Origin of the sequence: uncultured Pontibacter sp. (assembly GCF_947492645.1) — a bacterium.
Taxonomy (GTDB): domain Bacteria; phylum Bacteroidota; class Bacteroidia; order Cytophagales; family Hymenobacteraceae; genus Pontibacter.
Genome location: NZ_CANLMZ010000005.1, coordinates 15,258 through 30,061, shown reverse-complemented (window position 1 = coordinate 30,061; position 14,804 = coordinate 15,258). Strand labels below are relative to the sequence as shown.

Annotated in this window: 6 protein-coding genes; 3 read left to right on the top strand and 3 right to left on the bottom strand. The window is 44.5% G+C overall.

The window, feature by feature from the left end; all coding sequences use genetic code 11:
- Positions 1 to 205 precede the first annotated feature (205 nt).
- A complete protein-coding gene (locus tag Q1A23_RS05470; protein WP_299820644.1) occupies positions 206 to 973 on the top strand; it encodes a multidrug transporter in 768 nt (255 codons plus the stop codon).
- 229 nt (positions 974 to 1,202) lie between these two features.
- Here Q1A23_RS05470 and Q1A23_RS05465 read toward each other — a convergent pair whose 3' ends face one another.
- The 3 genes from Q1A23_RS05465 to Q1A23_RS05455 form a co-directional block, all read right to left on the bottom strand.
- A complete protein-coding gene (locus Q1A23_RS05465) occupies positions 1,203 to 2,525 on the bottom strand; it encodes a toxin-antitoxin system YwqK family antitoxin (protein WP_299820641.1) in 1,323 nt (440 codons plus the stop codon).
- A gap of 33 nt (positions 2,526 to 2,558) precedes the next feature.
- Positions 2,559 to 3,092, bottom strand: coding sequence for a HEAT repeat domain-containing protein (locus Q1A23_RS05460; protein ID WP_299820638.1), 534 nt, complete (start codon positions 3,090 to 3,092; stop codon positions 2,559 to 2,561).
- A 125-nt stretch (positions 3,093 to 3,217) separates the two neighbouring features.
- Positions 3,218 to 4,402, bottom strand: a complete 1,185-nt coding sequence (locus tag Q1A23_RS05455) for an acetyl-CoA C-acyltransferase (protein WP_299820635.1) — start codon at positions 4,400 to 4,402, stop codon at positions 3,218 to 3,220.
- A 481-nt stretch (positions 4,403 to 4,883) separates the two neighbouring features.
- On the opposite strand from Q1A23_RS05455, the gene Q1A23_RS05450 reads away from it, so the two are divergent.
- Both Q1A23_RS05450 and Q1A23_RS05445 read left to right on the top strand, forming a co-directional pair.
- Complete coding sequence (locus tag Q1A23_RS05450) at positions 4,884 to 7,772, top strand: prolyl oligopeptidase family serine peptidase (protein WP_299820632.1); 2,889 nt, start codon at positions 4,884 to 4,886, stop codon at positions 7,770 to 7,772.
- Positions 7,773 to 8,320: 548 nt separating this feature from the next.
- A complete protein-coding gene (locus Q1A23_RS05445; protein ID WP_299820629.1) occupies positions 8,321 to 14,701 on the top strand; it encodes a T9SS type A sorting domain-containing protein in 6,381 nt (2,126 codons plus the stop codon).
- Positions 14,702 to 14,804 lie beyond the last annotated feature (103 nt).

The window sequence follows — 14,804 nt, the reverse complement described above, 5'->3', positions numbered from 1 at the left end:
GGCAACTTCCGTGGATAATTACTTAAGTAATTCAGTTTATGCAGGTTTTCTGTGGAAAATAGATTTGTTAATTTGTTGAAAATATTTTGTTGGGGATCTGCAAGAGAGCGGCTCAGAAACTTATCTTTTTATAGGCTTGAAACTGAACACGCAGTTTATCAGTACGCTAAAGGCTATATAACTGCTGTTAAGTAAATTTTAAAGAATGAAGCATACGTTTACCGTTACTCCCCCGGCTAATGTAACTCCTAAAGAAAAAGGCATCATACTATCCGCGCCAGGTGTGGCTAAGAAGTTATCTCTGATTATGCTGCTGTTGCTTTGTCTGCATAGCATGGGGGTGGTGCTGGAAAGTATACTCGGGGATGAGTCGCGCCCTACGCGCATACTTGTAAGGTACTTCGACTTTAATGGAGAGGAGAATGTGCCTGCTTTTTTCTCCTCGGTTAATTTACTTGCAGCTGCTGGCTTACTTTACCTTATTTACTGTGTTAGCAGCAACCGGGAGTTGGCCAACGGGAAAAGGTACTGGCTGTTCTTGTCTTTTATTTTCGTGTTCATGGCTATCGACGAAAGCGTGCAGTTGCACGAGCATATAGCAGAGTTCGTAAGGCCCAGGTTAACTTCTGATTTGAATGGATTGCTGCATTGGGCCTGGGTTGTGCCTTATTCAGTAGTCGTGATAGCAGTAGCTGGCTTTTTCTTGAAATGGGTGTTATCGCTGCCTCCTCTAACACGCAACTTATTTGTGGCCTCGGGCAGTATGTTCGTGCTGGGTGCTTTAGGCCTGGAGTTTGTAGAGGGTTACCTGTACAAGCAGTATGGTATAGACCACATTTACAACAGGGTGATGTATACTTTGGAAGAGTTTCTGGAAATGGCTGCTGTTATACTTTTTATTTACACGTTGCTGCAGTATTTGGCAGGACTTAAGCCGAGCCTGTTGCTCGTGCACCAAAAAGGGAATACTTAACCGGCGCGGGATCTTTTATACTAGTTTAAAGTCCTCCAAGTCTATACTGCTTGATCCTGGGCCTTAAACAGGTTTGTTTAATACTGATAATATTACAGGTTAATGAGCAGTAGCTGGTGGCATACTTCCTATCCAAAGAGAAACGCCGCACTTTGCAGCAATACCTCTGTAAGGCCTTTAAACAGAAAGAGCACCCATCTCTGAGTGCTCTCCTTAACTAGAAACTATTTTATTTCGCTTTTTCTTCCAGTACCTGGCCGTTGCGGTAAACACGCGTTTTGATCACTTTGCCTTCCGGGTTATGGTATTTCCAGGTACCGGTTTCGCGATTGTTTCTGAATTGCCCTAGCACTTCAGTTTTGCCATCCTCAAAATATTGTTTGTAGGCGCCAAAGCGCAAGCCGTCTTTGTGGTTCGTTTCTGACTTTAACTTGCCGGAAGGATAGTATTCGTAGCTAAGGCCAATAATTTTTCCGCTCTCATACTTATACTTCTCCTTTACTTGTCCGTTTTCGTGGTATACCAGTTTTTCGCCTTCGCGCTTATCGGCTTTGTAGCTTTCCGAAACATGAACAGGCTTGCCTGGGGCGTCGTAATACGTTTTCCAGTTGCCATGCTTTTTCTTCTCTTTGGTCTGCTCCTCGGCCTGCAGGTTGCCCGATGGGTAATATGTTATAGTTTTGAGATCATCGCCGTTGCCGCTTCCGATCACTTCTTCTTTTAGCTTGCCATCTTCGTAAAAGTACTGGCCTGTGCCATTAACATTGCCATTTTTGTAGGTGATGCTACTGCGTAGTTTACCGCTCTCGTAGTATGATTTTGCGGGGCCATGCATCTTGCCCGCTAAAAAGCCACCTTCGGTGCTTAGCTGGCCGTTGCGGTAATAACTTTTAAAGCTGCCGTTCTTCTGGCCAGCCTCGTTCATTACCTCGGTTTGCAGCTGCCCGTTATCAAAGTATGTTTTGTAAGAGCCCTCTATCATGCCGTTGCGGTAACCTGCCTCTGTCTCTAATTTACCGTTAGGGAAGTATGTTTTAGCGGGTCCGTTTTGCTGGCTGTCCTTATAAGAGATTTCAGACCTTAGGGTGCCATCAGAATAATACTCTCGTACAGGGCCCTCCGGAAAGCCTTTTACAAACGCTGTTTCTTTCTTGGTGGTGCCATCCGGGTTGTAAGTTTTAAAAGTACCCGTCTGCTGGTTGTTTTCGTACGTGCCTTCCTGCAGCAGCTTTCCGTTGGGGTGATAGGCTTTAAAGGGGCCCTGCATCACGCCATTTACATAATTAACCTGCAATTTTACCTGGCCGCTTGGGTAGTATTCTGTATAGATGCTGTCTTTTTTGCCTTCCACAAATTTAACAACGGCTTCTTTTTCGCCGCCCACATAGTAGCGGTTGTAGTACCCAACAATGGTAGAGTCGGGGAGGAGCATGCTGTATACTTCCTTCACGGCACCCTGGTTCTGTGGGTGGTAAGTGATAACTTTCGTTTGTGCACTTGCCATACTTTGGGCAAAACAAAGTGCCACAACTAAAGAAAGTAACCTATACATGGTGATGAACTGTTTAATGAAGAAAGTTTAAATTTATACTTTCGGATTAATAATCTGTTTTGAGACAAGTCTTAAAAAAGGATCCGAGTCTTTTAAATAACTTTTAGCGAACTCAACTGCTTTGGGGGCATTAATTTTGCTCAGGCTTAACAGCGCCCTTCTTTTCACATACTTGTCTTTGTCGCGGTTTATCAGGTTGATAAGCAATTTTTCCCGATCTTCCACTTCTGTATTTCCCAGTAGTTCGGCTACTTGCCATCTTGCCTGCGGCTGATCCGAATTGATTGCCTTTTTAACAAACCGCAATTTAGAATCGAGCTTTTCATCTACTTTCTCAAGTATCGTCCCCGATTCGTTATCAATGGCAAGCGCATAAACAAGCAACTGGGCCAGGTCGTGATTAAATTCTTTGTTCAGAAGCGTAAGCGCTTCATTGGCCGCCTTATAAAGGTCTTCCCAGTTGGGATAGTCAATTTCCCATTCTCCTAAACCTCTGCTTTCAGTATAAGTATCGGGAGTCATACCTGCCCAATCCCAGAATTTAGCTAACTCAGTTTCTAACGACATGCGCTCTTTAGTATAGGTAAACACCAAAACTATGGAAAACAGTTTAATGTGCAGGCATAGGTATAAAAAAAGAAGCCTTACGAGTTAACGTAAGGCTTCCTGCAAAATGTATGCCTTAGGGCAAATTATACTTTCTCGATCACAATGGAAGAAGCACCGCCACCGCCATTGCAGATACCAGTTACACCAATCTTACCGCCTTTTTTATCCAGCACGTTGCAAAGCGTAACCAATATACGCGCACCAGAAGCCCCTAGTGGGTGACCAAGCGAAACAGCACCGCCATACACGTTTACATTGCCGCCCTCTAAACCAAGTTTCTGGTTGTTAGCGATAGATACTACGGAAAATGCCTCGTTGATCTCATAGAAATCAACTTCTTCTGGCGTAACACCGGCATTTTTAAGCGCCTTCGGAATTGCCAGGGAAGGTGTGGTAGTAAACCAGATTGGGTCCTGCTCCGCATCAGCAAAGCCACGGATTTTTGCGATTGGCTTCACACCAAGTTCCTCTGCTTTTTCTTTGCTCATTAATACAAGTGCAGCAGCACCGTCGTTAAGCGTAGAGGCATTGGCAGCAGTTACTGTTCCAGCTTTGTCAAACACCGGGCGCAGGCCTGGTATTTTATCGAAGCTTACTTTCTTGTATTCTTCATCTTCTGAAACAATAATCGGGTCTTTGCCTCGCTGCGGAATCTCAACAGGTATGATTTCATCTTTTAAATAACCTGCTTCTGCTGCCTCAGCCACTTTTTTGTAAGAGCTGATCGCGTACTCATCCTGCATTTCGCGGGTGATTTTCATTTCGCGGGCAGTATTCTCAGCTGCGCTACCCATATGGAAGTCGTTGTACACATCCCACAGGCCGTCTTTCAACAAACCGTCAATCATCTGGCCATGGCCTAATTTAGCTCCGAAACGGGCTTTATCCAGGTAGAAAGGCACGTTGCTCATACTTTCCATGCCACCAGCCACGATTACATCTTTGTGGCCCAGCATGATAGCCTGTGCTGCAAACATAACCGCTTTAGAGCCAGAGGCACATACTTTATTAATGGTAGTACACTCTACCTCATGGCCAAGGCCGGCAAAAATAGCTGCCTGGCGTGCAGGGGCTTGGCCCACGTTAGCAGAGATCACGTTACCCATGATTACTTCCTGAACCAGGTTTTTGTCTACGCCGGCTTTTTCTAACGCGCCTTTGATAGCAGCAGCACCTAGTTGTGTAGCAGTAAGGCTGGACAAAGCGCCACCAAAGCTGCCGATTGGCGTACGAACCGCCGAAATAATATATACTTCCTTTACTTGCATGTTGATATCGGATTAATTTTCGATGTGTGAAATTACCACCTTTCCTATTTAAAACCAAACGTTCGTTAGCTTAGTGCAAAAGGTGCTTATTTGCGATTTGTGTCCTGTTTTATACGTTTGTTTCTGTGCTAACTTCCCTTAGGGGCTGTTAAGAATAAGTGAATTAATAAACACATACCCCTCTGCTTTCTAAGAGTTATACTTTTCAGACAAAGCAGATTAGTGCTTTTGGCTGCCTTGCTTTTAAACCTATCCTGGCTAGTAGAGTCTATGATCAGAAGCAAATTTTATACTTAGCAAAACCTGTAAAGTATGCTATGATTGGTTGAAATTTATACTTAGCAGGAAACTTTTGGATTAAAACAACCTTTTATGAAAGTATGTTTTGGCTGATGCGCTTACTTGCGTCGGCCCTGTTATCTTTATAAAACCAAACTTGCACTAAACTCTAATCTATACTTAACACCAACTTTCACCTACAATGAAAAAATATTTATTGTTGGCGGCAATCTGCGGCGCTAGTCTCATGCAGGCACAGGCGCAACAGCAAACGGCCAAAAAACCGCTTACCCACGATGTATACGACAGCTGGAAAGGCGTTGCAGGAGACAAGATCTCGGACAACGGCCACTATGTGCTGTACAACGTGAACCCACAGGAAGGCGACGGTGAACTGATCATCAAAAGCTATATAAACAATGCTTCGAAGCAGTTTGCGCGCGGCGAAAAAGCCGCTTTTACCAACGATAGCAAGTATGCTGTTTTCCAGATAAAGCCGGAGTACCAGAAGGTGCGCGCTCTTAAACTAAAGAAAAAGAAAGCCGATGACCTGCCAAAAGACTCGCTTGCAATTGTGAAGCTAGAGGACATGACGGAGGTAAAGGTGCCACGCGTAAAGTCTTACAAGTTGCCTAAAGAAGGCAATGGTTGGGTTGCGTATCACCTGGAAAAACCGCTGGCCGCAAAAAAAGAGTCTAAACCTGCAGCGCCTGCCATAGAAGGCGAGAAAAAAGAAGAAACTGCTAAGCCGGCAGCAAAGCCGTTAAAGCAGAACAAGAAGGCCGAAGGTACTGAACTTGTACTTAGAAACCTGCAATCGGGACAGGAGCACCGCTTTACACGCGTAGTGGATTACATTTTCTCTGAAAAGGGTAACATGTTATACTTTGTGAAAGATGAACTGGACTCGCTGCACAAGGCAGGTGTGTTTGCGTTCAGTACATCAGACCTGAAAACGATGCCGATAGATACCGGTAAAGTAACCTACAAAGGCATCAGCGCTGACAAAGCCGGTGAGCAAATGGCTTACGTCGCCACGATGGACACTTTAAATGCCGACATCAGGTATTTTAGCCTGTACCATTGGAACAAGAAAGACAATAAAGCTGCGTTGCTTGCTGATACTGTAAGCAAGGGCATGCCAAAGGCTTGGATGGTAAGCGAGCATGGCCGCCTTAATTTCTCTGAAGATGGCAAGCGCCTCTTTTTTGGTACATTCCCGCGCCCAACCCGCTACGAGAATGACACAACTAAACTGGATGAAGAAAAAGTAAGCCTGGATATATGGACTTACCAGGACCCGCTTATTCAGCCGATGCAGCTAAAAAACAAAGACCGTGACCTGAAGCGATCTTTCCTGGCGATGTATGACCTGAAAGGCAAGCGCATGCAGCAATTAGCTAACCTGGAAGTGCCGGATGTATACCTGGATGCGTACGGACAAGGCGATGTAGCGCTTGGCGTTAGCGACGAGAAGTATAAAATTACGATTGGTTACGAAACACCAACCCGCAAAGATGCTTACCTGATCGACCTGAAGAAAGGAACAAGAAAGCAGGTATTGTCAGAAACACGCGGCATCCCGCGTTTATCGCCGTTAGGTAACTATGTGTATTGGTACGAGCCGATGGATAGCAGCTGGCATGCCATGAGCAGCAAAGGTGGCGCTAACCTTAACCTTACCAAGCGCATTGGCTTGCCTTTTTACGACGAAACCAACGATGTGCCTACACTACCGGATGATTACGGCTTTGCCGGCTGGGTTGAGAAAGACAGCTATTTGCTTGTGTACGACAAACACGACATTTGGAAACTAGACCCTAACGGCAAAAAGGCCCCCGTGAACCTGACCGACAAGTATGGCCGCCAGAACAACCTGCGCCTGCGCTATGAAAAGCTGGACCGCGAGGAGAAATTTATACCTGAAAATGCTGCCATTTATGTAAGCGGCTTTAACTATGCATCTAAAGCAGATGCGTATTTCCGTGAGCACATCAGTAAGCAGGTTGCCCCTGAGAAATTAGTTGGCTCTAACCATTCCTACAATGGGTTAAATAAAGCTAAAGCAGGCGATCGAATTACCTTCCGCAAAGGTTCATTCAGGGAGTATAATGACATTTACGCTGCGGATGCCAACTTTGCGAAAATAGAGAAACTAAGCGAAGCTAATCCACAAATGAAAGATTACCTGTGGGGAGATGTGGAGTTGGTAAACTGGAAATCTACGGATGGTGTTCCTTTGGAAGGCTTGTTATTTAAACCGGAGAATTTCGATCCGAAGAAAAAGTACCCGATGCTGGTATACTTCTACGAGCGTTCTTCTGATGGTTTGTATAATTACCGCACACCGGCACCAAGTGCCTCTACTATCAACATTCCATACTTTGTAAGCAACGATTACCTGGTATTTGTGCCAGATATTGTGTATCAGGATGGCTACCCAGGCGAAAGTGCCATGGACTGCATCATACCTGGTGTTCAGAGTTTGGTAGCGCAGGGTTTTGTTGATGATAAAAACATGGCATTGCAAGGCCAGAGCTGGGGTGGGTACCAGATTGCCTACATGATTACCCGCACCAACATGTTTAAAACAGCCATGGCCGGTGCCCCGGTTTCTAACATGACAAGTGCCTATGGTGGTATCCGCTGGGGTACAGGCATGAGCCGCCAGTTCCAGTACGAGCGCACACAAAGCCGTATTGGCGGCACGCTGTGGGAAAAGCCGATGCAATTTATAGAGAACTCTCCGCTGTTTTTTGCTGACCGTGTTAAAACGCCATTGCTGATTATGCACAACGATCAGGACGGCGCTGTGCCGTGGTACCAGGGAATTGAGTACTTTATGGCATTACGCCGCCTGAACAAGCCAGTATGGATGCTGGTATACAATGGCGAGGACCACAACCTGATGCAGCGCAAAAACCGCAAAGACCTCTCGGTGCGTATGTCGCAGTACTTCGACCATTACCTGAAAGGTGCTCCTATGCCGGTTTGGATGAAGCAGGGTGTGCCATCGGTAGTAAAAGGTAAAGAGTATGGTTTTGAATTGATCGAAACAGAGCCAGAAGTTGCCGGCGAAGCAAAAGAGTAGGTTATACTTTAATTAGCATTGAAAGGGGAAGCAGAATTATACAGCTGTTTCCCCTTTTAATTTTTCATGCTGTTTAACTTATTTGCCTTGAAAATATCCTAAATTTTAGTTCCTTATTATAGCTCATCAAATAGGGTAATTATTAGTTTATAGTTTACCAATATGGGAAAAAGAGACTTAAATTATTCCTAAATTTGGAAAAGGGTACTAGTGCCGAAAAGTTATTGAAATGTAGAACTAATATCCTTCTAATTATAAGGGGAGCTAAAGGCAGCATAGGTACGTGAGTATCAAGCTTTGTGTATATCGTGTAATTTTTTTATTAAGATTTACCACAAGGCCTATATAGTGAATGCAAGATTGGTTCAATATTTACTATATATAAGTCTTATTACATGTTTCTTAAGATAAGGTGTACTGTTTCTTAGTCAATCTGTTGTTTTAATAATACAATCTTAAAACGGCGATAGGCATAGTATGCTTATCATATTTTATAAACTGTTATGTCAACACCCTTTTTTAGCCAAAAATCAATTTTCCGAACTAGCTTGTTAATTATATGGCAGCTTTTTTTCGGGGTTATCCATTCATCTTTTGCACAAGTAGGAAAAAACGGTGCTTTAACAGTAACTGCAGCAAGTACAGTTGTAAACAGCTATGCGTCGATTAGAATGGCAGGTGGTGTTACAGGTGCTGTATCTTTAGATGCAGGTTCAACTACGATCAATCATGATGGAACTGTAGCGTTTGCTCCCGGCGATCTTGTCATGATCATTCAAGTGCAGGGTGGAAATAGCTTTTCTATAAATCAGGCTACTTCTAGTACTGCATATGGTTCTGTATCGGCATTAGGCAACGCAGGTCTGTATGAGTTCAGAATTGTGAGTTCTGCTCCGTCAACTACATCATTTACCATTACTAGTGGTTTAACAAATACATATGTAAGTACCACTCTTACTGGGCCCGGTAACAACAACAGAGCGCAGGTAGTTAAGGTGCCACGCTATAGTAGTTTAACTGTGAATGCTGGAGCATCTATTGTACCTGCTGCATGGGATGGTAATAAAGGTGGTGTTGTAGCTTTAGAAGTAACAGGCACTACAACGGTGAACGGCACTATAAGTGCAAGTGGCTTTGGATTTAGAGGTGGCATTGTTCAAAACTATTCAACTGCAACAATTCCGCTAGCAAATCCCGACTATGCCTTCTCAGATAGAGCAAGAGGGGCAGCTAAAGGCGAAAGTGTTGCAGGGTCTACAACGTTTAATGCAGCAGGTACTGTAACTGGAACATTACCCGGTGGTACAATTTACGGACGTGGGGCTGCTGCTAATGGTGGCGGTGGCGGTAACTCACACAATGCCGGCGGCGGCGGCGGTGCCAATGCCGCGGCTTCAACTGCCGCAACCTGGACCGGACAAGGTGTAATGTGTTCGTCTTGTACTGGTACTGGGGCCTGGGCTCTTGATCCAGGTTACTTAGCTAATGCAAATACCAGAACAAACAGCCCGGGCGGTGGCAGAGGAGGTTATACTTATTCTAGCGTTAATGCAGATGCATTAGTCACAGGTCCTAATAATAGTGCCTGGAGTGGAGATAACAGGCAAGAAAGAGGCGGTCTAGGAGGCAGGCCTTTAGCTACAACGCCTCAGTCGAGGATATTTATGGGCGGCGGCGGCGGCGCTGGTGATAGCAACGACAATAAAGGTACAAGTGGTGGAAATGGCGGCGGTATTGTCTATGTTTTATCAAATGCTGTTACAGGTACAGGTACTATAGAGGCTAATGGTAATGCAGCACTAAACACAGCTGCTTCCGGAAACGATGCCCCAGGCGGCGGCGGTGGGGGAGGTACGCTGATAGTCAAAACAACAACCTTAAACACGCAGGTTAAATTAATAGCGAACGGTGGCAAGGGTGGCGATCAAGTTATACCAGGCCCTGAAGCTGAAGGCCCTGGCGGTGGCGGCGGTGGCGGCTACATTGCTTTCTCCGGTGGAACCCCGAGTACTATTACTGTTACAGGTGCCTCAAATGGTACAACCAACTCAAGTGCGTTAACAGAGTTTCCTGCAAATGGAGCTACATCAGGCAACACAGGACATACAAGCAGTATTAGTAGTACTGATATGCCTATTGCCTCTACTGATTTAAGTTTAACGCATACCAAAACACCAGGACCCTATTATGTAGGTCAATCGGTGACGATTACTCTGCAAGTAAGTAATGCAGGACAGACTGAAGCTACAAATGTTCTTGTTTCAGGTGCATTACCTGCCGGGCTAACTCCAATGAATGTAACTCTATCTGCCGGCTCTTTTAATGCACTTAACCAATGGGTTATCAGCAACCTTGCCGCAAACGCGACGGCAACTCTTACTATAACAGCCACGATTTCTCCTAATACAACCAATAATCCTGATTTTTATACTAGTATAGGTAATGTAGCAGGATATCAATATGACTCTAACTTCACTAATAATAGTACTGTAGTAACTCTGGCATCAGTAAATCAGGCTCCCATAATAACTTCAAACGGAGGTGGGGCTACTGCAACTATACCTGTAGCAGAAAATACAACAGCAGTTACAACTGTAACTTCTACTGATGCAGAAAATAATGCCCGCACCTACAGCATAGCAGGCGGTGCGGATGCAAGTAAATTTAATGTAAATGCTACAACTGGGGCATTAACGTTCATAGCAGCCCCCAATTTTGAAGCACCTGGATCAGCTGCAGGATCGAATACTTATGCTGTGATAGTAAGAGTAACAGATAACGGCACAGGCAATTTATCCGATGAGCAGGCTATTACAGTAATTGTTACAAATGTTAACGAGGCACCGGTAGCAATCAATGTAACTAATGTAGGTACAATTTATAGTACTTCCGATGCTGTGCCTATAACCACGCTGGACGGCAATGATGGTGAAACTGCGACGGGTGCGCCTGCATATTTCAGAATTGTGACACTGCCTGCATCAGGTACGCTTACAGTAAACAACCAGCCAATTGTTTTAAACCAGAATTATCCCTGGAGCCAGAGAAACACATTAAAGTATGATCCAATTGATTCTCAGAATGGAAATGTAACGTTTACCTATACGGTAGTGGATGCAGAAGGCGCTATTGACGAGACACCGGCTACCTACACGATACCTGTTACTTATAACCAGCGCCCAGTAGCTGTAAATATCAGCTCTCAAACAATGCTGAATACAGACGGTGCAACTGATCTAAATGTAAATGTATTCCCGACTGACGATGGGACTATTGCATCTTTTAGAGTAGTGAATCTGCCAAACAGTAACCAGGGAGTATTGTATATCAATAATGCAGTAGCCGTTGCCGGACAAAATTACCCTGTAAATTATGTTCTAGTAAACGGTAGCTATGTACCTTACCTCAATATAAAATTTGATCCTGCAGTTACAAATACAGCAGATGTAGTGATTGACTATGCTGTAACTGATAATCTGGGTGCTAGAAGTAATACTGCTCAGTACACGATACAAATACAAGGTGTACCTGTCGCTGATGCCATCGTAGCAGATCCGATCCCTAGTACGGCAGGCGCAACGCTGATTAAAAACCTAAGTGCTACAGACCTTGACGGAACTATAAAAGGTTACCAGTTTACAACTTTACCAACTTTGGTACAAGGCGCATTAACTGTAAACGGGATAGCAGCAGTTACTTCCAAAGTTTACACAGTAGCAGAACTTACAAACCTGCTCCGATTTGACCCAAGCGGAAATATGCATGGCAATGTGGTATTTAGCTACATTGCCATCGATAACGAAGATGTGCAGAGTTCGGCAGTTACCTATACTATACCTGTTACCAACGTAGCACCCGTAGCTAATAATGTTTTAAATACTGCTACACTATTAACGACTGCTTCAAATGTTATACTGGCACCATCGCTTAATGCTACTGATGATGGGGTAATCTCAAAGTTCCTGATAAGTACTTTACCAACACATGGTACACTTCGGGTTAACGGAACAATAGTTAGCAGCACCACACAAGAGTTTAATTGGGTTGATAGAAATAATATTAGCTACACGCATACAAACGCTACCGTTACTGCTGATGCAACCTTTCAGTATCTTGTTAAGGACGCTGAAGGATTGAGCAGTAATTCTGCTACCTATACAATTCCCATAAATGGTGCTCCAGTTGCTAGAAATGTAGTTACCCAAACTATATTGAACACGGCGGGTACAACCACACTAGTTGTTACTCCGGGTTCTTATCCAACTGATGATGTTAACATAGTTAACTCCAGTATCATTTTTACCTCTGTTCCGGATCAGTCTACACAAGGAACGCTAAGAGTAGGAAATAGTGCCGTGGTTGCTAATACACTATATCCTGCTATGTCTTTTGCCGGTGGCGTTTCATTTACTCCTGTTACTGCAAACCTTAACGATGTTGTCTTTAATTATAAAGTAGTAGATGGTGAAGGAGCTGAGAGTGACTTGGCTACTTTTACCATACCCATTAACGGAGAGCCAGTAGCCGAAGATGTAACGCATAGCCCTGCTATTATTAGCACAGCTGATGCCACGCTTCTGAATCCGCTTAAAGGCAATGATGGGGAGGGTGCTAATGGCCTACCGACTTCATTCCGTATTGCCACATTACCAGCTTCCGGTATTTTAACAGTAAATGATCAGGCAATAGTTATTGATCAGGTTTACCCATGGAGCCTGAGAGACAAACTAAAGTATGATCCCGCAGACGAAACCGTTACTGGGAACATCATCTTTACTTACTCTGTTGGAGACATTGAAGATGCCTGGGATGCTACACCGGCTACCTACACGATACCTGTTACATATAATCAGCGGCCGATAGCAAAGAACTTCTCTTTTCCAAAGATGCTGAATACGGATCCGGCAAAAGTATTAGGCTTACCTACTGCAGTTCCGGAAGATGATGGAGGTGTAACAGCACTTAAATTCAGGTTTTTGTCGTTACCGGGCGATAGCCAGGGGACATTGTTAGTAGGAGGTATAAAGCTTAATACAACTACAGAATATGGTGTAAATACTTTCATAGCAACTAACACTTTCGATCCTGCAGTTGGCAATTTTGGAGATGTGGTGCTAAGATATGTAGCCATTGACGCATACGGAGCAGTTAGTAACGAAGCTACTATTACCATTCCAATCAATGGCGAGCCAGTTGCCGTTAACCAAACCAACGTGGCAACCTTGGCAAGCGGAGCAGATCGAACCATTTTAGATGCTTTGAATGGTACAGATGACATAAGCGTTTCCTCTTTCAGATTTACAGTTTTACCAACTGCTGCACAAGGTGTACTTTACGTGAATGGTGTTGCGGCAAACACCACCGCTTCATACCCTTGGAGCTCTTACAACAAAATCAGTTTTGACCCAAGAGTTAGCAACATTAGTGATGTCAGCTTTATATATGTTATCAAGGATAATGAAGTAACAGAAGATAAATCTCCAGCTGTATTTACCATTAAAATTATTGCTGATGCAGATTTAGATGGAATTACGGATGCCTATGACCTGGATGCAGATAACGACGGCATTCCGGATGCTATGGAAGGCACAGACGATAAGGATGGAGACGGCATTCCAAACCACCTGGACCTGGATTCGGATGGCGATGGGATTTTGGATGCAGTAGAAGCGAACGGTGGTAAGGTGCCTTCAGCTACTGTTTTCAGCCTGAGTTTGGGCCGTTATACTTCTGCCTCGGGTGCTAATGGCCTGGTAGATATATTGGAAACTGCAGCCGGATCCGGCACGATTAATTATGTAGTTACCAATACTGATAACGATGTAGTTTACGACTTTCTGGATATTGATTCTGATAACGATGGCATACTCGACAACCTGGAAGCACAGGCAACAGGCAGCCGTCTGTTACCTGCAGGTATTGATACTGATGGCGACGGAATTGACGATCGGTACGATGCAAGTTGTGGTTGTGCCGTTAATGCCACTACTATAACGCCTCTTGATACGGACGGAGACGGAACCCCGGACTACCGTGACATGGACAGCGATAACGACTTAATGACAGACACGGAAGAAGCGTATGACCTGAACAAAGACGGGAAATCAGTTGATGACCTGCTGGCGATGGCTGAAGTATTTAGAAACAATGCCGGTATTACCGCCGCTAAGGATTACTACGTGGATGGCACAGCGGCAAACCCACCAGCATGGCTGAAGCAAAGCGGCCCGACTAAGCGTATTTTAAGCTTCCAGATATCTGGGAATACATATTATAGAGATACAGATGGCGATGGTTTAATAGACCTCTTCGACTCTTCTAATTACGGAATGGACAGGTCTACCAGTTTAAACACCGCATTTAGACAAAGTGGAACTGTTACGCCTCTGCCGGTAACGCTCATCAGCTTTACTGCAAGGGTTACAAAAGCCGGCGTGGTACTGGATTGGGCAACAGCCACAGAACAGAACAACGATTACTTTATAATAGAGCGCAGCCTTGATGGGCGCAATTTTGTACAGCTTAACCAGGTAGATGGTGCAGGAAACAGCAACAGCCGCATCAACTATACTTACCTGGATGCAACCGCCCCAATGGGTACTGTCTATTACCGCTTGAAGCAGGTAGATTTCGACGGGAAAAGCGATTATAGCAAAATGGTAGCGGTAGAGGTGCAGAAGCAGGCAGAAGCAAGTATAATGCTGTACCCTAATCCAGCTGCTGACGTTGCCAACCTCGATTTAACCACTATGCCTGCGGGTACGTGTACCGTTCGGGTAATAAGTATGAATGGCCGTGTAGTACAACAGTTTAAAGTACAGGCGGGCGCAGTAAATCAATTGGATGTAGCAACGCTTGCAACAGGTAAATATGTGTTACAGGTACAGGGGGCACAACATTACCAGGTTATAAGCTTTATCAAGAAATAGACCTCATCTTAAGCAGAATCGCCTCTGCACTTGCAGAGGCGATTCTGTTTATACTATCCCTTTATAGATTGCCTTAATTAAAAAGATAAGTACCTACTCCACA

Coding starts and splice junctions, on each gene's coding strand:
- Q1A23_RS05465 (WP_299820641.1), bottom strand. CDS start 2,525: ATGTATAGGTTACTTTCTTTAGTTGTGGCACTTTGTTTTGCCCAAAGT.
- Q1A23_RS05455 (WP_299820635.1), bottom strand. CDS start 4,402: ATGCAAGTAAAGGAAGTATATATTATTTCGGCGGTTCGTACGCCAATC.
- Q1A23_RS05470 (WP_299820644.1), top strand. CDS start 206: ATGAAGCATACGTTTACCGTTACTCCCCCGGCTAATGTAACTCCTAAA.
- Q1A23_RS05460 (WP_299820638.1), bottom strand. CDS start 3,092: ATGTCGTTAGAAACTGAGTTAGCTAAATTCTGGGATTGGGCAGGTATG.
- Q1A23_RS05450 (WP_299820632.1), top strand. CDS start 4,884: ATGAAAAAATATTTATTGTTGGCGGCAATCTGCGGCGCTAGTCTCATG.